Origin of the sequence: Aureispira sp. CCB-E, assembly GCF_031326345.1 — a bacterium.
GTDB lineage: Bacteria > Bacteroidota > Bacteroidia > Chitinophagales > Saprospiraceae > Aureispira.
In genome coordinates this window covers 4,236,072-4,258,561 of the sequence record NZ_CP133671.1, presented here as the reverse complement: position 1 = coordinate 4,258,561, position 22,490 = coordinate 4,236,072, and the positions used below count along the sequence as shown (strand labels likewise).

Annotated in this window: 15 protein-coding genes; 8 read left to right on the top strand and 7 right to left on the bottom strand. The window is 35.5% G+C overall.

All coding sequences use genetic code 11. The features are described from left to right. Positions 1-2: 2 nt before the first annotated feature. Complete coding sequence (locus QP953_RS16660; protein WP_309551940.1) at positions 3-1,229, bottom strand: hypothetical protein; 1,227 nt, start codon at positions 1,227-1,229, stop codon at positions 3-5. A 251-nt stretch (positions 1,230-1,480) separates the two neighbouring features. Here QP953_RS16660 and QP953_RS16655 point away from each other — a divergent pair, with 251 nt between their 5' ends. Together QP953_RS16655 and QP953_RS16650 are read left to right on the top strand one after the other, a co-directional pair. After that, a complete protein-coding gene (locus QP953_RS16655; protein WP_309551938.1) occupies positions 1,481-3,088 on the top strand; it encodes an FMN-binding glutamate synthase family protein in 1,608 nt (535 codons plus the stop codon). A 12-nt stretch (positions 3,089-3,100) separates the two neighbouring features. After that, a complete protein-coding gene (locus QP953_RS16650; protein ID WP_309551936.1) occupies positions 3,101-3,853 on the top strand; it encodes a hypothetical protein in 753 nt (250 codons plus the stop codon). A gap of 36 nt (positions 3,854-3,889) precedes the next feature. Here QP953_RS16650 and QP953_RS16645 read toward each other — a convergent pair whose 3' ends face one another. Continuing rightward, the gene (locus QP953_RS16645; RefSeq protein WP_309551935.1) at positions 3,890-4,570 is read right to left on the bottom strand and encodes an alpha/beta hydrolase; all 681 of its coding nucleotides are present in this window, start codon (positions 4,568-4,570) and stop codon (positions 3,890-3,892) included. A gap of 201 nt (positions 4,571-4,771) precedes the next feature. Between QP953_RS16645 and QP953_RS16640 the strand changes: the two genes are divergently transcribed. Further along, positions 4,772-5,362: a GrpB family protein gene (locus QP953_RS16640; protein WP_309551933.1), complete on the top strand. Its 591-nt coding sequence runs from the start codon at positions 4,772-4,774 to the stop codon at positions 5,360-5,362. 174 nt (positions 5,363-5,536) lie between these two features. After that, on the top strand, positions 5,537-6,469 hold the full coding sequence (locus QP953_RS16635; protein WP_309551932.1) for an ADP-ribosylglycohydrolase family protein: 933 nt from the start codon (positions 5,537-5,539) through the stop codon (positions 6,467-6,469). A gap of 69 nt (positions 6,470-6,538) precedes the next feature. Here QP953_RS16635 and QP953_RS16630 read toward each other — a convergent pair whose 3' ends face one another. Then, complete coding sequence (locus QP953_RS16630) at positions 6,539-9,415, bottom strand: CocE/NonD family hydrolase (RefSeq protein WP_309551930.1); 2,877 nt, start codon at positions 9,413-9,415, stop codon at positions 6,539-6,541. A 597-nt stretch (positions 9,416-10,012) separates the two neighbouring features. Here QP953_RS16630 and QP953_RS16625 point away from each other — a divergent pair. Next, on the top strand, positions 10,013-11,716 hold the full coding sequence (locus QP953_RS16625; RefSeq protein ID WP_309551928.1) for an NAD(P)/FAD-dependent oxidoreductase: 1,704 nt from the start codon (positions 10,013-10,015) through the stop codon (positions 11,714-11,716). 97 nt (positions 11,717-11,813) lie between these two features. Here QP953_RS16625 and QP953_RS16620 read toward each other — a convergent pair whose 3' ends face one another. Both QP953_RS16620 and QP953_RS16615 read right to left on the bottom strand, forming a co-directional pair. Next, positions 11,814-12,545, bottom strand: coding sequence for a YwqG family protein (locus QP953_RS16620; protein WP_309551927.1), 732 nt, complete (start codon positions 12,543-12,545; stop codon positions 11,814-11,816). Positions 12,546-13,990: 1,445 nt separating this feature from the next. Beyond that, positions 13,991-16,453 carry a TonB-dependent receptor gene (locus QP953_RS16615; protein ID WP_309551926.1) on the bottom strand — a complete coding sequence of 821 codons (2,463 nt, stop codon included), beginning with the start codon at positions 16,451-16,453 and terminating at the stop codon, positions 13,991-13,993. A gap of 237 nt (positions 16,454-16,690) precedes the next feature. Here QP953_RS16615 and QP953_RS16610 point away from each other — a divergent pair, with 237 nt between their 5' ends. Both QP953_RS16610 and QP953_RS16605 read left to right on the top strand, forming a co-directional pair. Then, positions 16,691-17,335, top strand: coding sequence for a MarR family winged helix-turn-helix transcriptional regulator (locus tag QP953_RS16610; RefSeq protein ID WP_052592117.1), 645 nt, complete (start codon positions 16,691-16,693; stop codon positions 17,333-17,335). Continuing rightward, on the top strand, positions 17,322-18,512 hold the full coding sequence (locus tag QP953_RS16605) for an alpha/beta fold hydrolase (protein WP_309551925.1): 1,191 nt from the start codon (positions 17,322-17,324) through the stop codon (positions 18,510-18,512). Before QP953_RS16610 ends, QP953_RS16605 begins: the two co-directional genes overlap by 14 nt. Positions 18,513-18,537: 25 nt before the next feature. Here QP953_RS16605 and QP953_RS16600 read toward each other — a convergent pair whose 3' ends face one another. Both QP953_RS16600 and QP953_RS16595 read right to left on the bottom strand, forming a co-directional pair. Beyond that, complete coding sequence (locus QP953_RS16600) at positions 18,538-19,539, bottom strand: SPOR domain-containing protein (RefSeq protein ID WP_309551924.1); 1,002 nt, start codon at positions 19,537-19,539, stop codon at positions 18,538-18,540. 51 nt (positions 19,540-19,590) lie between these two features. Then, positions 19,591-19,998, bottom strand: coding sequence for a hypothetical protein (locus tag QP953_RS16595; protein ID WP_156039613.1), 408 nt, complete (start codon positions 19,996-19,998; stop codon positions 19,591-19,593). A gap of 430 nt (positions 19,999-20,428) precedes the next feature. Here QP953_RS16595 and QP953_RS16590 point away from each other — a divergent pair, with 430 nt between their 5' ends. Beyond that, on the top strand, positions 20,429-22,282 hold the full coding sequence (locus QP953_RS16590; RefSeq protein WP_309551923.1) for a hypothetical protein: 1,854 nt from the start codon (positions 20,429-20,431) through the stop codon (positions 22,280-22,282). The last annotated feature ends 208 nt before the right edge of the window (positions 22,283-22,490 follow it).

The window sequence follows — 22,490 nt, the reverse complement described above, 5'->3', positions numbered from 1 at the left end:
AACTAAGTATTGATACTATAATATTTAATCCCAAGATAGCCTTCCTTTAGGTAAATATTTACTTTATCTCCTTTTTCTATTTTATGAAAAAAAGATTGAAGAACCTCTACTTCTTGAGGTTTGTTGTAGGTGGACCACGGAGCCAATGTTATATGCTTTGCACTGTCATTGTTTTTCCCTGATCTTTTATTTAATATTTCAACAGGGTATATTTGAGCTTCAGATTTATCAAAATAAAAATTTAGATAAGCTATGGTTCCATACCCATATCCTAGCATGAGAATAACAGCCAATGATGCACCAAAGTAATCACCAATCTTTTTAAACGAAACATCTCTTGCAGAATAAAATATAGGAAAGGTGATAAGTAAGCTTATCACTAAAGCATATGTCCAAATAGTAGAAATGTCAAAGATATAAAAACCAGTCAAAAGCCAGTAGGTGCTGAGCGATATATTTGGATTGATTAATGATTCAAATATGCTTGGGAAATGAGATATTTTATTTTGTTCTTCATCTAAACTGAAAAAGCCTTGGTATCTCAGAGAGAAGTACACTAATATGATAGGAATTAAAATGGTTAAAAAAATGCTTATATCTAGCAGAATATAGGGGATGGGGAATAGATTTAGACTACCTACAAAGATCAATATGAATAAAATAAATGCAAACCTATTTAGTATTTTCACAAAGTGATTGACAGAAGCTATATTCTCTTCTTTTTCTATTTTATTTTTTCCATATTTATTATCACTCAAAATTTCTTTTAATTCATCTTCATAAGCTCTTACATAAGTTTCTGTTTCGAGGTTTTTAGAATAATACGCCAACCATGTATATAGTATTTCAGAATTATCTAAATTAGCAGTTATTGAAATACAAGGAGATTCAGAGTAGTTCTTTATGTAAATATGCAAACCATACTGATCTGTTTTATAGTTGTCTACACTTGCAGCTAATATTTTTTTATCTGTGAATAGACTTTTTAAATGAATAAATTGGTCGGTGACAGTTAATTTATATTTTAAGGCATTCCAAATATAAGTGATAGCCCATAAAATTAAGATTATCATTATAGAATAGATAAACAAGGTGTCGTTACTATCATCTTTGGTTGGATTTATAAAACCATGATAAAATAAAAAACTAAAGATGATGCTGGGCATAACCATAACACTTATGATATGTTTCTTTGTTATTCTAAGTTCTGAAAGAGTGTTTTTTTTCATGAAGGGTTAGGTTTAAAAATGAATAGTGTTAGAAATGATTATTTAATAAACCGTTTGGTGTCATTAGAAAGTTCCTTTTAAGACTGCTAGAAGGGGAAGCAAGTTATATTATGGTTATACACAACCACAAAAGCCACTGCTCTAGGATTTCATTCAATCCATTGTCAAAAAATCAGATTTTTTTATTAATTTAAACTGTTTTCTGTTTTTGCAGTTATACGAGTGTGACTATTTTACTAAAAAAATCCTCAATGACAATACCAAACCTGCGTCTGAAATTCTATGTTGTTTCGATCTTATCCATTGCGATGGTCCTATTGTTGGCACAATTTTACACACCAAAAGCTTTATGGGCATTCGCCGTACTTGCACCACTTATACTAATGGGCTTGTATGATGTTTTTCAGAAAGAACATGCTATTCGACGAAATTACCCTATATTAGGACGTTTGAGGTATGTAATGGAATCCTTTCGACCAGCTATACAACAATACTTTGTAGAAAATGATTTAAATGGAAAGCCATTTAGTCGCCGTCGCCGTTCTTTAGTTTATCAACGTGCCAAGGAGGTCAATGAGAACGTACCTTTTGGAACTCAGATTGATGTTTACGAAGAAGGGTACGAATGGATGGTGCATTCAGCTTACCCGTTGGATCCCTCCAAAATGAATCGACATCCTAAAGTTCGAGTAGGAGGGACCGATTGTCAACATCCCTACGATTTAAGTTTGTACAATATTTCTGCTATGAGTTATGGTTCTTTGAGTGCTAATGCTGTAATGGCAATGAACAAAGGAGCTAAAAAAGGTGGATTTGCACACAATACAGGAGAAGGCGGAGTTAGCCCTTATCACAAGCAAGGTGGCGACTTGATATGGCAGTTAGGAACAGGGTACTTTGGTGCTCGTGCCGAAGATGGTTCTTTTGATGCCGAAAAGTATAAAAAAACGGTTGCCTACGAATCTATCAAAATGATAGAACTAAAACTATCTCAAGGAGCAAAGCCTGGAAAAGGTGGTATCTTGCCTGCTATTAAAAACTCAAAAGAAATTGCAAAAATTCGTGGTGTAGAGCCTCATCAAGATGTTATTTCGCCAGCTTACCACAAAGCTTTTAGCAGCCCTGAAGGGTTGATGCATTTTATCAAAAAATTGAGAGATTTATCAGGAGGGAAGCCCGTTGGTTTTAAACTTTGCATAGGAAGCGAACAAGAGTTTTATGATATGTGCAAAGCGATGATAAAGACTAATATTTATCCCGATTTTATTACCATTGATGGAGGCGAAGGAGGAACAGGAGCTGCTCCTGTCGAGTTTTCTGACTCTTTGGGAATGCCTATGAAAGAAGGATTGTCATTTGCCATTGATACATTGAGAGGCTTTAATCTAAAAAAAGACATTAGAGTTATCGCTGCTGGTAGAATTACTTCAGCATTTGACATGGTCAAAGTATTGGCAATGGGAGCAGATGCTTGTTACAGTGCTCGAGCTATGATGATGGCGGTGGGATGTATCCAAGCATTGGAGTGCCATTCGAATCAGTGTCCTACTGGTGTCGCTACGCAAGACAAAGAGTTAATGAAAGGTTTGCATGTTGATGATAAGAGTGAACGTGTTTATCATTTCCATAAAAAAACATTGTACGCTTTTGTGGATATGATGGCTGCTGCGGGCATTGCAGAACCAGCAAAAATCAAACGTAAGCATATATTTAGACGAACAACCGTTGGTTTGGTTCGCCGATACGATCAATTGTATCCCAATATCCCTGTTGGTTGTTGTTTGAATACAGAGGAAATTCCTGATTTGTTTAAACGAGAGATGTTGATGTTATTAGGAGATACAGAAGAGGACGAATAAGAGGTTAATAATATGAATCGAATAGGTTTTGTACTAATTGTAATATTGTTTGCAATACTTGATTTGCAGGCACAAATAGATTTTGGACAAGTTGAGCAGCAAATTTTAGATACTTATAGAATTCTAAAAAAGGCGAACTTAGAACAAAACCCAGAGCGTCAACAAATTTTTAGTGAGAAACTAAAAAGTCAATTGATGCATGTTTTGTTGCAAGAAGGGAGTTATTATTATCCTTTTTTGCGATTAAAACAGTTGATCAAAATAGTCGAATCTCCCGATAAGAGAATTCGTGTTTTTAGTTGGGATGCATTCTGTTTAGGTAATGGCAGAACAGTCTGTTCCATTGCTCAGTTTAGAGGAGCTCGAAATGAGTCTTATTTCCATGTTTTGTCCGATGGAAAGGAAAGGGAGAGAGATTATAAGGATGTTTTTATTCAAGAAATTTATTTGTTAGATACCCCTTCTAATGATTTGTATTATCTCTTCTTGGGAAAAGGCAGCCATGGCGTTGGGCAAGAACACACGACACTTCGCATTTTTTCTCTTGAACACAATCAACTCTTAGAATGTGCTCATTGCTTTGATAGTAAAACATCTTACTGGAGTGTCGAGGGGTCCACTCAATATCCCGTCGAATTAACTTACAATGCTCGCAGAAAGCAAATACATTATTACCAGCCTACATTTAATTTTAAAACGGGAGCAAGAGAAAAAGGATTGCACCATCAATTGTTTTGGAAAAATGGGGCATTTAGAAGCTATTAAATATAATTCTGTTTATCGTTAGAGTTACTGAGAATATTACATCTTATCAAGAATATGATTGATGTGTTGACTTACTTCAGCAGCTTTGTTAAAAACCATCAAATGACTACCCCCTTCGATTGCTATAAGGGGTGGTTGAATGCGTTTGAAGGCAAAAGTTTTGTCTTTTGTGCCGTGAATATGAGCAATTGGGGTGGTTATATCTTTTGATTCCCAAGCGATAATTTGGGAAGTTGCCCAGCGGAAATAATAACTACTGTGTTGCTGTGCTGCATGGAGAAACATAGCTTGTGCCTCTTGACTTTGGTAACCATGTTTTTTGCCCCAAGATTTGAAGCTGTTAACGACCATTTTTTGAGTTACTAATTGGTGTAGAGGAAAAGTACGCATCCAAAAATTCATTCCTGCATCTTTTTCTTTTTTTGCTTTAATACTTGAAATCAAAATAATTTGATCTGTTGTTATAATTTTTGAAATTTCTTGCATCAACACACCTCCGAAGGAATGTCCAATTAAGACAAGTTTGTTGTCTCCTTTAAGCTGGATGCCTTCTGACATTCTCAAAGCATAGGACTCTAATGATTCTTTCTTTTTTGGTTCTAACCATTTGAGATGATGAATGTCATCTGAATGAATTGTTAAATGTTTAAAAACATTTGGGTTTAAGCCCAATCCAGATAATAGATAGACCGTTGTTTTTTTCTCTTGTACTGGCATTGTTTGGGAATTTATAAAACTAGCTTTACTTTTAAGTGTTATGAAGAAACATAACAAGAATAAATTAAAAAAGATAGTTTTACTGTTTATCATTCTAAGTCAGTGGTCAAAAAAATAATATTAAAGAATAAGATGGTTGTAGCGATGCTGCTACTGTATGGTATTTATTATTTTTGAGGATTACTCATTTTAAATTAACAAATGCAAATCGAAATCGTTCCCCATAATCCTTATTGGAAATTAATTTACCAAAAAGAAGAACAAAGGATACTAAGAGCTTTAAAGGTAGCAAATATATCGTCTAAAATAGCCCACATTGGAAGTACTTCTGTTCCTGAGTTGTCTGCTAAGCCAACGATAGATATTTTATTAGGTTTAGCCAAAGAGGCAACACTAGATGATTGCATTCCTGTTTTTAAGAAATTGGGGTATATATATGTCTCCAAATATAATGGAATTATGCCATTTCGTCGTTTTTTTATTAAGATTAAATCAAAGAACCCTTTACAAAAATGGTCTCAAAAAGAGATCGGTACTGAAGATAGGATGCCCTTGCGTCAAACTTATGATCGAGTGTTTCATGTCCATATAGTACATGAAGACACTAATTTTTATGCACGGCACATAGCCTTTAGAAATCATTTGAGAAAGCAGGTTGAAGATAGACAAGCCTACGAAGCATTGAAACTGCATTTAGGGGCTTTGAACTGGGAATCGGAAAATGATTATGCTCAAGCTAAATCAGGGTTTATCAACACTATTATGAAATCGTTGGGGTTTGAAAATACCTAAAGATAAATAATTGATTGGGATTCGTGAACGATTTGTACTATGGTTATTGTTGTAATAATTTAATGAGAATTATAGGCTGTAGTACTTCGTGGCTTTTTTAGCTTTTTTGTAAAAAACTAAAAAAGCCACGAAGCAACGAGGCTGGGGAGAACCATAAAAAATAAAATAACAAGGATGAATCGTTTAAAGTTGGCAAAAAAATCCTTAAAAGGACTTTCGATTGGAGATGCTTTTGGTGAAAGCTTTTTTGGTGAAAGCTTTTTTGGTGAAAGGGCGTTTGTATTATCTAAAATAGCGCAACGAGAAATTCCGACAACAACTTGGGAGTTTACTGATGATACCGTAATGGCAATTGCTATTGTTGAGCAGTTGAAACGGCACGAATCGATTGTACCCAACGAGTTGATTCAGTTGTTTGTAGAAAATCATGATAAAGATCCAAATCGAGGATATGGAGCTACCGCTAGGCGAATTTTACGAGAAGTAGGCGAAGGGGGAGATTGGCGTAAAATCACAACGGCTGTATTTGATGGAATGGGGTCTATGGGAAATGGAGCAGCTATGCGTGTAGCTCCAATTGGTGCTTACTACTATGATGACTTTGAGAAGATAAAAATGCTAACTTTTGATGCATCAAAAGTCACGCATGCTAACATAGAAGCAAAAGCAGGAGCATTAGCTGTAGCGTTAGGAGCTGCTTTAGCAACTCAAATCAAGTTGCATCAAATATCCTTAAATCCCCATGAATTTATAAACCAGATTCTAGCTCATTTGCCTGATACAGACACGCGCTCCAAAATTAAGAAAAGTTTATCCGTGCCTTATTCTTATCATATAGATACGGTAAAAACTATATTAGGTAATGGCAGCAAGATTATGACGCAAGATACGGTTCCTTTTACAATTTGGTGTGCTGCACATAATTTAGAGCATTTTGAGAATGCTTTGTGGAAGGCTGTTTCTATTTTGGGAGATCGAGATACCATAGGGGCAATTGTAGGAAGTATTACCATTTTATCCTCAAAAGAAGAAAATATTCCTAAAAAGTGGGTGTGTGCAGTGGAGGATTTTGAGACTAGTATTTTTTGGAACGGTCAAAATGAATAGCAAAAACGACTTCGTGATCTACAGGAAGTCGTTTTTATTAAAGTATTCTAACTTGGAAGTTGTTTGAAATTAGCGTTTTACAAAACTGCCAATTCGTTTTTGTTGGGTGTCATGATCTGTTATTTGAACCCTGTAAACCCCAGTAGCTAAGGCTCGAATGTCTAATTGTTTTATTTTGGAATGAATGGATGTTTGGAGTACTAATTGACCAAGATTATCATAAACCGAAATCAAACCATCACATTGTTGGGATAATGTAAGTTGTAAGTAGTCTTTGCTAGGATTGGGACTTAATTGTAAGAAATTTTCTGAGTTCGATACAATTTTGTCAACAGAAACAGGAAAAGGATTTTTGCCATATATAGGCAATTCTAATCGAGAAGCCAAACTATCACTAAAATGGATGCTGTTGTCAGCGACTCTAGCACTATAGGTTTGATTTTGGTAGGTATACGTTTTACCATCGTTGGGTCTTCTTCTAAAGAAATCACCATTTTCTAAAGGAATATTAGGGTTTGCCATATAACGAGGGTAATTGCTGCTGCTAATCAACACTTTCATTTTGTGCTGTTTGCCGAATGTGTAGGCAATAGGTAATAAATTAAATTGATACGCATAAATTTGACCGATTTGGATGTTTGAGAATAGGGCATTAGGATTTTCGTTGTTATCATAAATTGACTTAGCGTACGCTCTTGCCCGAGCATTTACAGCCCCTTCAATGACCAAATACTCCTTGCCATCAGGATAAACATCTACAATTCTAATAAAAAAGTCTGTATCTGTTTCGCCAGAACCGCTAGATTGAGGCTCTGATTGGGCATATATAGTGGCTTTAGGGATACCAATCATAGAAAAAGTATCCGTCAAGACAGTTGTTTCAAACTGAATAACTCCCGCATGATTTAAAGTTCTGTTGATAACAGAAGAATCAGCCAAGTTCATTTGCCCGTGAGAATCTCTGCCGTCAGGATTTTTGATGAAAAGATTACCGCCCCCGACTGTTAAAACAGGGTGGTTAGGGTCGTGTATATAAGTTGTGCTTCCTTCATTTGTGGTGGGGCGAATACCATCAATGGTTCCATTTTGATGCAAATAAAAAGGAGTATAATGAATGCCTTGACTAAGAGGAAATTCTGTGGCAGCATACCAGTAGTTGCCAGCTCGCTCGTTTCCTGCTAAACTATCGGTTGGACCAATGACGTAGAAGCGAACATCTGGAATGGTATCAAAATCTATATCTTTGGGTTCTGCAATGGGTTGGTTTAGAGTAAAGGGCAAGTTAGGTAATAAGCCGCTTACATTAGGAAATGGAATGTTTAAATTAACAGCTGGTAAAATACCGAGTTGCGCTTCTACAGGAATATCAGGCAAACTTCCTTGCCCTGCAATAAAATTGAGCAATTGGATAAGACTCAAATCGTAGTTTTGAGAGGGAATTCTAACTTTTAAATTATTGCCTTGCCATGTGTTACTTTCAGGAATTCGAATCACTGGGTCGCCCAATTTGAGGTAACCATTGCTACTAAGTGTGTAACGCATAAACTCGATAGGTTCTGTTCCCAGTATTTTACTAAAGTCTATTGTTGCTAAATTTCCTAAATCCAGTCCAGAGCCGTCAAAACCAAGTAAATCAGCAGCTTGTTTGGGATAAACTAAGTCGCCAGATTGATTCATCGTAAGAGAGGTATGTGCCCAAGGACCAATGACAATTTTTTGTTGAGTAGAGGTGTGTGTACGTAGATTTTTCCAAGTTTTGATTTGCCCATCTACAAATAAGTCGTACCAACCTGTTAAGTGGTAAGTAGGAACATTCATATTAGTATATCTAGAAAAAGTTCCGTTAGGATCTCCTTTTCCATTTATATCCACAGGAGCATAGCTAATGTCCATTTCAGTCCGCCCAATAGAGTTGGGGTAGCCATTGGCAATGGAGGAGTTCGGGTATTTGTATGCAGTATAATGGTCAACAGTTGCATAAAGAACATCTGCTTTGGTGGGTAAGCCAAAATCAAAAGGGGTATGCAAGGCATTGGATAGTGAATTGTCTGTTCCAATAGAGTCTTCTATAGATTCCATTTCTTTTTCTAGCCATTTACTGACTAGACCTTGTCTGAAAACACCATTATGGTAGCCTGTTGTATTGTAATGTTCACCTGTAGCAATTAAAGCAACATTGCCCTTTAAGCCTGGTAGATTGGGAGAAGGATCAATGTAGTTGGATGCCATCAGTTGAAAATGAGGAATAGAAAAGGCTGACGCGCCAAAGAGTCCAATGGTACCATTACAAATAGTAGCATTCGTTTCGGCAATTCCATCTCCATCTAAATCAAAATCTTTTTTTAGGTCGTTCAACAAGTATTTATAAACAGTCCAGCCATCTTCATGGAAACGACCATTGGTAGAATCTGTAGAGTTGCTAATGTCTAATAAATGATTGTAGTTGTGATAGGGAGCTTTTTGCCAACTGTCACTATAAAGAGGCAGATAAACGCCTTCGGATTCACCTCTACCTCGTACATCTTGATTGGCGTAAGCATAGCCTAAAATGGGAATAATATTGCCAATGCCTCCCAAACCATCTTTGCCATAAGGTGTTCTAGTCAGAACGATAGGAAGTTGATATGGATTAGGATTAGGAATCCAATTTCCTGAGCTATCCATAATTTCGGGATATACTACAATTTGTGTTCCTTTTGGAATTAATTCTAAATTAATGTTTTGTCCTAAAATATTGGTATTAATGACCAAGCTATCACTTGTAATTGGTAAAAATAAATCGGTAGCAATATGCACGTCTCCTGGAGCTCTAATCGGAACCGATAGTTTGGTGCCTAGCTCTTCGATTTGATCTAGTCGACCATTGTTGTTTTGACCATAAGCAGAAATGAAAAAAAAAGTATTGATTAAAAGGGACAATAAAAGTGGGGGAATTTTTAATAGCATATTGTTAAGTAGTCTGTTCAGTTGAATAAAAAATAACGGATGAATATAAGCATTTTTTTTGCTAAAAAAAAGTAGTTAGAATTATTGATGAGAGAGGAAAAGGATAAAAATGCTTTTGGTTGTGAAGGAGTAGATAGAGAGAGCATTGTTCAAAGATACTGCAAATTGAGTTTTATAGATGGTTGTATGTTAGCCTATTGGTCTTATAAAACTTTAGTATGCTTTTTATTTTTGATAGAAACTAACAATAAAGGTGTTCGAACAAATAATTCTGTATATCTGAATTATTTGTTAGCTTTGTTCTCCCCAAAAACAAAGGGCGGTTTTAGAAGAGTATAAATCTACATGCTCTTAAAATATAAACAATAATGAATAGAGAAAGTAGTCGTTAAAAAAATGATAGAAACCATATGCTAAGTCATGTAAGTGTACACTAAAGGCTAGTACTGGCAGCATAGCTTTTTTCTTTATCTCGGTTTGATTGTCATGTTTTTAATTCTTTAAATGTTTGAAGGTTATTTTGTTGATAATTAAATGGATAAGATTTTGTAACGAAATATTGTAAAGTTGCTTTATTCATTGAAAATAAAATAAGGAATGAGTGAAATTGTGGCAAAATCAGCGTATGATGTCGTCATTATTGGTGCAGGAATCGCAGGAATGACTGCGGCTGCTTTGTTAAGCCGTTCGGGCTTGTCTGTTTGTGTCGTAGAAAAAGAACCTCATGCGGGAGGATATTTGGCAGGATTTAGACGAAAAAACTTTCGATTTGATTCTGCTATTCATTGGTTGAATCAATGTGGTGAAAAAGGAATTGTAACCAGAGTGTTTCAATTTATAGGAGAAGATCGCCCTAAACCAAAACCTTTGGATCGAATCTACAGAAACAAGGCAGAGCATTTGGATTATGTATTAACTAGTAATCCCGAAGACTTAAAAGCGCAGTTGATCAAAGATTTTCCACACGAAAAGGCTGGCATAGAAAAGTTCTTTGGAGCTGCAAAAAAAATAGCACGTACTTGGGATTTGTATGCAGAAAATTTTAGAGCAGCAGAAACCATGTCTGTTTTGGATAAGGTGTCTAATGGAATGAAAAAACTGAATTTCATCCGCCCACTCATTCGTTACATTTGGTATCATGGAGAAGAGGGCGTTACAAAAGGGCTGAATTTGTTCTTTAAAGACCCTGAATTGCACCGCTATTGGGCTTCGGAGCATGATTTGTTGTCTTGTTTGTTTCCAATTGCTTGGGCTTATATTGGAGATTATCAATTACCACCTCAAGGCGGAAGCCAAGTATTTATAGAGTGGTTGACGCACGTAACGGAGTTTTATAGAAACGATATCGTATATGGTGCTACGGTTCAAAGTATCTTGTTGGAAGACAATGTCTGTAAGGGGGTTGTATTTGAGAGAAAAGGAAAAGTACATACGGTTAAAAGCAAACAGGTAATTGCCGCTTGTGATGTGGAAATGCTTTACGAACGCTTACTACCGACCGATTTAATTCCTCAAAGTTTGAAAGATAATCTAAAGTCAGCTGAATTATATAGTTCGGCAGTGGCTATTTCTTTAGCATTAGATTGCCCGACAGAGGATTTAGGATTTACCGAAGAGTTAATTATGATTCAAGCGGAAGGAATTAGCAGGGCAGAGCACGATTCAGGAGATCCTTATAAAACTGCTATTTCTATTATTCCGCCTAGTTTGAGAGATAAAAGCTTGGCACCAGAAGGGAAAGGTACTCTAACAGTATATTCTTCTGCTTATATTGATTATAAGAATTATTGGGGGTGTGAAGTAGACGCTGCTGGAAACTATGTTCGTACAGACGCTTATTATAAAATAAAAGAGGAATTTGCGAATATTATCTTAGACCGTATAGAAGAACGTCTAAAGGTCGATTTGCGCGGCCATATTATGTTTATGGATGTAGCTTCTCCTATTACACACTGGAGGTATAGTTATAATCGGGGAGGATCGATCATGGGAGCACGTCCAGGAAGGGCGAATATGGAAGCAAAAATTGCGCATTATCAAACGCCTGTCAAAAACTTAATTTTGGGTGGTCACTGGGCGGATTTAGGTGGCGGTGTACCTATTGCTGTTAAATCTGCTGCCAATGCAGCTTTGATTGTTTTGAAAACTCAAAAAACAGAGGCATTTAAAGCCTTTGCCCAATACGCAGATGGGAAAATAGATCACAAGAAAGCTCATGAAACAGGAGCCTTTGAAGCATACGACAATTCTTGGGTGCAGTGCAAAACGCCTGCCGAAGAGCAAAAAGAAAAAAAGAAATAAAAAGGATTAAATTTTTTTAAGCGCTACTTGTCTTTTGATGGGTAGCCTTTTTTGTTTAAACGGACGTTAATAAAAGAAAGTGAATGAGAAATATACCTTATCCTGCATCAGACTGGATATTCGAAAAGTCTCCTTTAGCAAGTTTTTCTTTTTCAATAAATAACATTAAAAAATCTCCATCGTGCCAACACCAATCCAATTCTTGAATTGATGCAAGATTTAACAATGATACCCAAGTTTCATCAGGTCTAGGGTCATAAGCCAAGGTCGAAAAAAAGGGATATCCCAAAAGGTGATTCATTTCTTTACATTGGCGTTCTAAGATTTCAAATTGAAGTTCTTCCATTTGTTCAGGGCTAAGCAAGGAGTTGCGGATCAAATCCTCTCGAAGAGGTAGGGCAACAGATGGAACTAATTTTATCGAGATAAAAGGTTGTTGGAATCCTTGAGGATGTTGGCAAGGACTTAGTTTTTTACTATTATCAAACCAAAAAACTTTGGCATATCCATCATCTCCCCAAAAGTATTCTTTTTCGGGCGTATCGGCTACAAAAACACTAAGCAAGCCGTTAGATGGAAGATCTGTATGGGTAGCTAATTTTGTTAAATTGAATTGAGCTATGAATCTATAAGGATGATGGTGATGAGAAGGCCATACAAAATTGAGGGGAACATCGGGAAGACCACCTAATTTACTATCCCCTGTTTTATGGACATTAGAATCTGTTTTTTCTATTTCTATAGAAGGTTGTATAAGGAGTTTGATAGCATCCCAGCTAATAGTAGTTATAGACTTTTTTACAATTTGTTCAAGATCCTTTGTGGTCATTGGTTAGGAAGTTTGGTAATTGTTAGCTCAAAAACTCATCGTCCAAAATATTGGATTTATTAAGCGGTTTTTTTACATTAACATTTGATAAATAAACAACAATAAATGTGCATACTAAAATACCTAAATATACAAATAATCCATTGGTGAACCCCCAGTTACAAATATGGACTGGAAATAAAATACAGAGAATTATAGTAAGGATAGAAGCAAGTGGATGCCTATTATAACAATGTCCCCATGAAATACGAACATTTGTTATTATTAACAACAAGTCCAATAGGAGACCACCGACCGCAAAAAATAATTCTAAGACAAATTGACCGATAATTTCTATAACAATTTCTCCCATTATTTTTTGACACCAATTAATTTTAGAATTACATCCGTTAAAAAACTTAAAAAGGCAACCACCAGCTCTATTATTATTTCCATAATTTTTTTTATCGATAACAGCTACTTTGAAGAAAACGTTCCGTATTGGTGTAAAAGCAGTTGTTATTGTTGTTAGGTAGAGGGAGGGAATTAAGAAACATTTAAAAAATAAATGAAAAGAAGCATAGGTATAGTCGTTTTAATGAGCAGCCTTCTAGGGAGTTGTTTGCTTTTTTCAGAGAAAAAAAAGGCATCTATGGCGGGTTATTATAATAGTAGTGTTTTTCCTATTAGTAGTTCGTTGGTTTTTATTTTTTACCAAAAAGATAAAAAATCACATTCATATTAGTTTGATAACCAAAACACCAGCACGAAATGCACTAGTGTTTTGATTATCAAACTAATAAAGTTTTCAACGAACTATTGTTCCTATCAATTTGAAATGTATCCAGATTCTACATTTTGTCTCCGAACAATAGGAGCTCAATGCGGTACTTGGAAAATAAAGGAAGATACATTTTTTCTTTTTGAGAGAGAGGATAATAATCAGATAGTAGGAAAAATTCATCAAGGGAAGTGTCTATATGGCATTTCAATGTATCGAATTTGAAAAGAAATGGATTTGAAAACTTTTAATCCTCCCAAGGTGATTGTGTATCCCAAGCCTAGATGATGCAGCGTTTATTTAGAAAAAAAGCCACTTATAAAAAGCAGCTTTTATGTTTTTATATCAATAAGTTTAATACTCCGTTGATTACCTGCGGTGCTACTTCGTGGTAGCTCCCTGCGGTCGTGAGGGCGCAAGCTTAGTTTTTTAGTTTTTCTAAGAACCCGTAGACTTACGAAGTAAAAATATAAAAAAGTATCTTGCATTATTTTGATTATCAGTTTTTTAGTGCAAAGATTGACATAGGCGTATCTTGCTACTAATCAACTGCGAAGCACTCATGAAATACCACGTAGTAGCAGCGCAGCTAACTAAAAGCAAAGCGCTCACGAAGTACCACGAAGTAGCAGCGCAGCTAAACTAATACGATTTTTCAACGGAGTAGTGTAAGTTATAAATAGTATTAATACTGTACAATAATGCCTATGGTCGGAATAACTGTGCCTCTGCCTGCGTCCAACGTTTTTAACTTATAAGATTGATTTTGTCCCCCAGGATTTTCGATTTGAGGATTTCCATCAGCATCTCTATCCAAAACCAAGGAAGCATTTTCTGTGACAACTCCAGGAATGTTTTGTAGATCAAGGTATAAATTGAAGCTCCACTTTGGAAAGAACCATTTGTAATCAATTCTAAAATCAAGACTGTAGTTGGCACCCAATCGCTGAGAATTGAGTTGGTCATAATCTAAAATACCTTGACGAAAACGATTCCAATTGGTCACCAATGCTGATTGTTCTACATCGTATGGTGTATAAGGTAGTCCTGTTTGAAAACGAAGATTGGTTCCAATTTCTAATGTTTGAGCAACAACTTTTCTGGTTAAAACGGCTTTGCCTTTGGCTGCTCGTTTGGCGTTGATTTTATCACGAATGGCTTGATTCATGGTTTTAAATGACTTACCTAAGGTTAAGTTAACAATATGGCGGCTATCCCAAGCTGAGGGAACGAATTGCCCACTGCCATCAGTATATTCAGACCATCCCAACGTATAAGCTAGAATGCCATAAAATCCTTTGTACAAGCGCTGTTGAACCAACAATTCTAAACCATATGTTCGCCCTTTTCCAGTAGAAGAGATTGGAGCATCGCCAATGACGCCAAAATCAGCGCCAAAATTTGCTAAAGAAACCTGATCTTCAATTAAAAAAGGATAATTATCATATAATTTATAATAGCCTTCCAAACTAAACTTAGTGCTACTTTCTGTCACATATGCAAGTCCTCCTACAAGGTGAAAAGAGCGAGTATATTGTAGTCGATCTCGATTCACAAATTCATTATCTTCTTGGTAGCCCAATGTGGTGTAAGAAGGTAGTTGATAATAAAGCCCTGTATTGGCATTGATGGTTAGACCTTTCATAATCGCAAAAGAAGCAGAGAATCTTGGAGAGACTTGATTAAAAGGATTCATCATATTTTCATTGTAATCATTTCCATCCAATCGAACTCCTGTTGATAAGACAAGCCTATCAGAAAAGAATTTTTTACTTAGCTGTCCAAATGCAGCGTATTTATTCATTCTTAGGTCGGTTCTTATTTCTTGATAAGTCGTAGCATCAATCTTAGTCAAGTTAGTATATCGGGCGTATTCATATCCAACACCATAGTTTAAAATGAAACCCTTTGGTAGATTAACACGATGTTCTAGACGTACTTTATTTTCTGCTTCTTGAGAAGTATAGTCAATAATCCTTTTTTGACTTTCATCATTATCAACATGTTTGTAAATATCATTGTTCAGCATACTTCTACTAACAACGGCTGTAAAATAGCCTTTTTCCATATAATGTTTGTATACCGCTCCAATTGTATAATTCCATTGAAAATAGACAGGTAGTCGTTCCAATTGAAAACGTTGTGCCTCTGTTTTGTTAGCATTTAAATTCAACTTGAAGCGATCACAAGCACCTAAGCCTACAAAATAAAGCTCATTTTTATCATCAAAACGAGTTCTAAACTTAAATTGAAAATCATTATAAATGGGCAAAAATGGTAAATCTAATGCCTGAAATAAGAATTGTAGATACGATTGGCGAATGGAAAAGATAAATGTTGTCTTATCTCCAATGGGACCTTCCAAAGTTGCGGCTAAATCACTAGAACCAACGGTTGCTGTAAAACCCAAGCGGTCATCACGACCATTTTTTTGTTTGAAATTAAAGACAGAGCTCATGGAATTGCCTCGATTAGCAGGAAAAGCACTACTGTAAAAGTCTACCTCACGAATAAAGTCCACATTAATCAAACCATTAGGACCTCCAGAAGAACCTTGTGTGGCAAAATGATTGATGTTGGGCACTTCAACATCGTCCAAGAAAAAACGATTCTCACTAGGACCACCACCACGAATCAATAAATCGTTTCTAAAACTAGAAGCGCTCGTGACTCCTGGCAAAGAACGTATAACCTTTGATATATCCCTATTGCCTCCTGGATTTCGTTGAATTTCTGCTGTTCCGATTGTTTGTAGGGATACAGGGGCATCTGCTGGTTGCTTAAATGGCGATGCTTTCACAACAACCTCGTCTATTTTTTCAGTATCTTCTTCCAATGCAAAGTCTACAATAGCAGGTTTTGAATTGGTAACCTGTATTTCTCGTTTGGCTTCGGTCTTAAATCCTAAAAAGGTAGCATTAACGGTATACAATCCAGGTTCTAGTTGATTCAATTCATAATTTCCATCAATATCTGTTGTAACGCCTATGGTTGTTCCTTCGATGAATACATTGGCAAAAGGAATGGGTTGATTGCTGGCGGCTTCAAGGACTTTTCCTTTGATAATTCCTGTTTGTGCCCAAAAAAAGTGGGGAATAAAAAGCACAAATACAAAAAGGAAGGACTTTTGTAGACAATTAGAACTCATTTGATATTTTTTTGTTGTAATATTGTTAATAATATTGTGATAACATAGTAAATGTAATTAGGTTTAATATCCAAGAAAAAAAAGTTTATTTTACAGCTTATTTTTTTCTAAATGACAAGAAAAGCAAACTGTTTTGTGATTTAAATGTTTGATATACAGTGGTGTTTTGCTTTTTATTTTGAGATATTTTTAATAAAAAATAATTGTCAATAGAAAATTATTTAAACAGCTTAGTGGATGAAATACAAATTATTGATAGAAATACTTCCTTATTTAGAGCAATTTGAAAAGAAAGGAGATGGAGAGACGGTAAAAGACTTTATTAGTTGGATGCAAGGAACTCCAATCTTAGATGAAAGTGTGGGGAGCAAAAGATTAAAGTCGGTACCATTGCAGGGAAATATTAATGCTCAAATTTGTCAATTGATTGCATTAATGTATAAATACACTCGATTTTACTATAAAAAGGGATTTAAGAATTCACTTTTACAAACATCGGAAGATTTTGGTTTTTTGGCAACGCTAGCTACTTTTGGAGATTTACGAAAGAATAAATTAATTCAAAAAAATACTAGTGAATTTACTTCAGGAATGGAAGTTATTCGTAGGTTAGAGCGGAATGAATTGATTGAGTCTTTTCCTGATCCAGAGGATAAACGGGCCAAACGAGTGAAAATTACTGCAAAAGGTCAGGAGGTTTTTTTTAGTGCCTTGCCTATATTACAACAAATAGGTGCAATAGCGACAGGAGAGTTGACGGATATAGAAAAACAGCAATTGTTTGAACTATTGAATAAATTGAACTATTTTCATAATCCTATTTTTCACAATGAAAAAGACGCTCCTTTGGAGATAATTGTAGAGGACTATGTTGAAACATAATATATATTTGCTGGGCTTTATGGGCTCTGGAAAATCGCATATTGGCAAAATACTGTCAGAGGTATTAGACGTGCCATTGATAGATTTAGATGCCTTTATTGAGTCCGAAGAGGGATGTACAATCACTGATATTTTTGAACAGAAAGGGGAAGCTTACTTTCGGCAGGTAGAAACAGTGTGTTTACGGCAGTTAGAATCGGCTAGAGCAGTCATTGCTTTGGGAGGGGGAACGCCTTGTTTTTCGGGTAATATGCCTTGGATCAATCAAACGGGATGCAGTTTCTTTTTGGATCCGCCGATTGATGTATTGGTAGAACGTTTGATTGGAGAACAAGACAAAAGACCTTTGCTAAAGGGCAAAGATAGCGTGGCATTGCGCCTTTTTATTGAGCAAAAATTAGAAGAACGTCGCAATTTTTATGAGCAAGCAATTCATACTATAAAAGAAAACTATTCCGCAAGAATCGTATTTGAAATTCAACGTAAAATGAATCAGAAACTATTGTTACTACATGGAGCACTAGGGAGTGCTGAGCAACTAAGCCCTTTGAAACAGGCATTGGAACCTTATTTTGAGGTACATACACTTAATTTTGAAGGACATGGAGGAAGAGCGACAGAAGCAGCAAATTTTTCTATTGATTGTTTCACAGAAAATGTGTTGGAGTACCTCAATAAAAATAAAATTGCGCAGATTGATATCTTAGGATATTCAATGGGGGGCTATGTGGCTTTGAATCTGGCTCTGAAACATCCTAGCAAAGTTTTTAGGATTTTTACGTTAGCAACAAAATTTGCTTGGTCGGCAGAAAGTGCTTCTAAAGAAGTAAAAATGCTTGATCCAGTTGTGATAAAAAAGAAAGTTCCTGCTTTTGCAGAAACATTGAAAGAACGACATGCTCCCTTAGATTGGAAGGTTCATTTAAGCAAAACAGCTGCAATGATGTTAGCTTTGGGCAATGGTGCAAAGTTGTCTACAGAAGATTTTCAAAAAATTCAGCATAGGGTTTTATTAACAGTCGGTTCAAAAGATAGAATGGTTAGTGAAGAAGAGACTAGAGAGGTTGCCAATACTTTACCCAACGGGACGTTTAAATTATTAGAGGGAGTTAAGCATCCAATAGAACAAGTAGATGTGAAAACTTTTAGCCAAAAGGTAGTCTCTTTTTTTGATTAATACAAAGTCAACTTTAGCAATTGGCTTACTCTACAACCCAAGCTTTTTTGTTATAATTTTCTTGCAAAAAATCTAAATGCAACTTTAGTTCTTCTGGAGTACAAGTAATTTGAACACCAACTCTATTTAACCCATTTTTTACAGTTACCTCTGGTAGGTAATTGTCTTTTTCTAATTTTTTGGCCAGACGATCAGCATTTCTCTTTTTTCCAAAAGCTCCCAAAACAATAACATAATCTTCTGCATTTTTGTCTATCTCAGGCAACTCTTCAATCACTTTCTCAACAATTGTATCAACTGGTGTTTCTTCAACTTCAGGTTGGGTTGCTGTTGGATTACTTCCGATAGATGGGATCAAAGAAGCTTGAGAACTATTGTTTGTATCTTGAGTAGATGTATTGTTATTGCTAGCAATAGTTGTAGGTGGATTAGTGCTAGAAGCACCAACAATAGCCCGATAGATAAACGGTGTAGATAAAGCAAAAATAAAGACAGCAGCAATAGCAATCACTTTAGGTTGTGCTACAATCGACAAAATACCTGCTTTTTGTTTTCGTTTGATCGGAACTAAATGCTCTGGTATGTCTTGTTTGCTCAAGTAATCCTTGTTGCGAAGAATTGGAGTACAAGCCAAACTAGGTAACCCATAAGCGTCTTTCAAGAAATTAGTATCAGCAGGAACAAATTCTAATTTAGAATCTGAGTTAAAATACAGTTTACCAATATTTTCAAAATGAACAATTTTATTGTTAAATAAATCAACTTCAATTTGACGACTAAAAGCCTCTACTTTTTGAGTAGCTTGTTTATAAGTTAAATGTTCTTTTTGAGCAATATGGTTGGCTAACAAGCCATCGTTGTTGACTAACTTGGGATTGAAGGAAACGACTTTTTGAGGAGGTAATAGACGCTGTTCTACAAAGTCAATTGATGCAGAAGCGTAATTGACAATAAAGCCCCCAATTGTGGGTATAATAACACAATCGTTTGAAAAAAGGAGTTCTTCTATGTGATAAGATAGATCCAAGCCAAGTCTAATTAGATAGATAGAAAAACTCTTTTCTATCTTGTTGATAATTTATTGAATGGTTATTTCCTCACGAATAATTTTGTTGTCGTAAGTATATAACTCTACAAAATAACTACCTCTTTTTAATTTTTCCAAATTTACTTCGTAAATAGTGTTGATTGGAAGGTCAAAAAGGTGATTATCTTCAATAACAATATCTTTTTCGGAAGACTTTAAGACCAAACGATTCATTTTGCCACCTAAAGATTCAAAATCTATATAAAGCAATTTGCCTTCTTGGTTGGTGTGAAAAGACCAATTATCTTCTTTTGTTAATTCATTTTCAAAATTAGCCCAATCAATATCAGAGGAAGGAGTAGAAACAATGGCAATGTCAGAGGTAGAAGCGGTTTGATGTTGTCCTATTGCGTATTGGCATAATAGGAGAATAAAGGTAATGCAAGTTACGGCCTTCATTAATTTTTTTTTTAGAAAATTTAGCGAGTTTTTTTCTTTTCTTAAAAAGTAGTTCAACATTGGAGAATAGCTATTTTTTTTATTTACTACAATGTTATAGGAACTTACTTTTGATGTCTTTTATTTCAATATTCTATCTATACGGCTATCAATAATAGGGTTTTTTGGTAGAATTACCAAATTTAGAATGCTTAATTTCTTTTTTTTAAGACAATGTTATAGTTTTAACAACCATTTGGTTAATAACAATTATAAAATAAAACCTTAATCAATAGGACACAAAAAATTATTATTAACCTAATATTTGAGGTACTAACCAAAGAGAATTATTCGTTTAAAGATAATATTATTATACTCTATTTACGGCTTCGTTTTGTATAGAATAAACCAATTACTATTATTAAACGTCGATATTCAATAATTATTTTATATGCCCATGTCCAAAATCTGTCATTTTTTTCTTGTTCTATTCTTGCTGTGCAATATCCCCATTTCTGTCAAGGCACAATTAAAGCCAACCAAAACAGAAGCGGTTGTGACATTTATATTCACTAATCCAATGACAAAAGAACCCGTTGGAGGGAAGAAATTTGTATTAGAAGGACAAAAAAATAAAAAAGAACTCTATTTAGAGACGGATAAAGAAGGGAAAGCAGCTTCGTTGGTACCTATAGACGACATCTATGCAGTGCATTTGGATAATTGGCAGCGTTTTGCTTCGGTAACAATTCCCAAGGGGGAATATCAACGACACGAAATTCCAGTGCCTTTTTACGAAATGCCTAAAGATGGGAGTGCTTTGTTGATTGATATACCAGTGCATATTCGGCTCATTAACAGTGATAATAAGCCATCTAATTTGATGGAAGAATTGACGATACGAAGTGGGACGAGCCGAAAAACACATCGGGTAACGACGGATTCGAATGGGCGAGCGGCACTTGATTTGCCAATAGGTTGTGAGTATATGCTAAATTTGAAAGGAGCACCGAATTATTATAAATTTGAAATTCCTAACAAACCTTACGCTGCTTGGACTGAGGATGTGTTGTTTGAGCGAAAATTAGGAATGGATAAATACCCATCTATTCATCGTGCATTATTTAATTTTGTATTTCAAGATTTGGATGGAAATTTGACCGAAGGAGAAACCTTTTGGTTGATTAGCAAAAAAGACGGGACTCGCTACGAAGGAGTGACAAATGCTTATGGGATTGCACAGATTTTGGTACCTCTAGATGATGTCTATGTGCTCAATGCGACTTATAATCTCAATTTTGGTGAAAAAGAAGTTGTTTTGGATCAGGAGAGTGATATTGTAGTTGAAACTATTGTTTATGAGTCGGTTACCTCTAAAGCATGGCGTGCTCGTCAAAAGAAACAGGAGCTCTTGGCTGCCCGTCGAGATTCTATAGCGGTGGCAGAAGAGTTGCGGCAAGCAAAAGAATTAGACTCGTTAAGGAAGCTAAATTTAGAAGAAAAATTGATACAAGAGCTGATTCGAAAAAATCAACCTATTCCGATTAAACGAACGTTTAAAATTAGAAAAGCGGTAAAAGCTAAGGTAGCAATCATAGAAGAGCAACTAAAGGTTAATCCCAATTATTTTGTGGATGAAGGGAAACCGATTTTGGCAACATTACAGCGTTTTAAGGAATCATGGAAAGGAAAAGTTGTAGTGACAGATATAACACAAAGTATGAACCCTTACTTGGAGGAGGTTTTAATTTGGCATTTGTTAAATCTAAAACAAGGAGAACACACCAAGTATTTATTTTTTAATGATGGCGATCAGAAAATGGCCAGTGCAAAAAAAATAGGAGCAACGGGGGGGATTTATGACTGTGAAGGTGCTTGGGAAGAATTGCCTTTAGTTATAAATACCATGCATCTGGCTATAGAACGAGGTTTAGGAGGGGGAGAGCCGCCCGAAAATGATTTAGAAGCGGTCTTAAAAGGCATTCAACAACGTCAAGATATAGAAGAAGTAGTGCTAATTGCAGATAGTTATAGTCGTGTTCGTGATATGGAGTTACTCTCACAAATCGACATTCCAATTCGAATTATTCTATGTGGGGCAGAAGAAAAAAATAGCTTTTATCAAGTACTTAAGCCAGATATCAACGAAGAGTATTTGACCATTGCCCATCGAACGAAAGGTTCTATTCATACTTTAAGACAAGATATTCTCAATCTTAGCGAAAAAAAAGAAGGAGAAATTGTTGAAATTGGAGCGCATCGTTATATATTGAGAAATAAACAGTTTATTAAATTAGACGATTAGTAAAAGATAAAACTTAACTGTGCTATTATTGCGTGGTTTTATATTTTTTTGAGTTTTAACAAAAAACTGAAAAATGCATCTTTGGATGGATTGGATGATTAATCCTTCCAGTATTAAAACAATAAGCCGATTAAAAGCCCCCGAAATCAATTTCTAATTGTTCCCAATTGGGACAAAAATGGCTTAGTAAGGCATTACTAGCATACGA

Bases quoted from the DNA above. Each gene is read 5' to 3' on its own strand.
- QP953_RS16660 (WP_309551940.1), bottom strand. From the start codon at position 1,229: ATGAAAAAAAACACTCTTTCAGAACTTAGAATAACAAAGAAACATATC.
- QP953_RS16655 (WP_309551938.1), top strand. From the start codon at position 1,481: ATGACAATACCAAACCTGCGTCTGAAATTCTATGTTGTTTCGATCTTA.
- QP953_RS16650 (WP_309551936.1), top strand. From the start codon at position 3,101: ATGAATCGAATAGGTTTTGTACTAATTGTAATATTGTTTGCAATACTT.
- QP953_RS16645 (WP_309551935.1), bottom strand. From the start codon at position 4,570: ATGCCAGTACAAGAGAAAAAAACAACGGTCTATCTATTATCTGGATTG.
- QP953_RS16640 (WP_309551933.1), top strand. From the start codon at position 4,772: ATGCAAATCGAAATCGTTCCCCATAATCCTTATTGGAAATTAATTTAC.
- QP953_RS16635 (WP_309551932.1), top strand. From the start codon at position 5,537: ATGAATCGTTTAAAGTTGGCAAAAAAATCCTTAAAAGGACTTTCGATT.
- QP953_RS16630 (WP_309551930.1), bottom strand. From the start codon at position 9,415: ATGCTATTAAAAATTCCCCCACTTTTATTGTCCCTTTTAATCAATACT.
- QP953_RS16625 (WP_309551928.1), top strand. From the start codon at position 10,013: ATGAGTGAAATTGTGGCAAAATCAGCGTATGATGTCGTCATTATTGGT.
- QP953_RS16620 (WP_309551927.1), bottom strand. From the start codon at position 12,545: ATGACCACAAAGGATCTTGAACAAATTGTAAAAAAGTCTATAACTACT.
- QP953_RS16615 (WP_309551926.1), bottom strand. From the start codon at position 16,453: ATGAGTTCTAATTGTCTACAAAAGTCCTTCCTTTTTGTATTTGTGCTT.
- QP953_RS16610 (WP_052592117.1), top strand. From the start codon at position 16,691: ATGAAATACAAATTATTGATAGAAATACTTCCTTATTTAGAGCAATTT.
- QP953_RS16605 (WP_309551925.1), top strand. From the start codon at position 17,322: ATGTTGAAACATAATATATATTTGCTGGGCTTTATGGGCTCTGGAAAA.
- QP953_RS16595 (WP_156039613.1), bottom strand. From the start codon at position 19,998: ATGAAGGCCGTAACTTGCATTACCTTTATTCTCCTATTATGCCAATAC.
- QP953_RS16590 (WP_309551923.1), top strand. From the start codon at position 20,429: ATGCCCATGTCCAAAATCTGTCATTTTTTTCTTGTTCTATTCTTGCTG.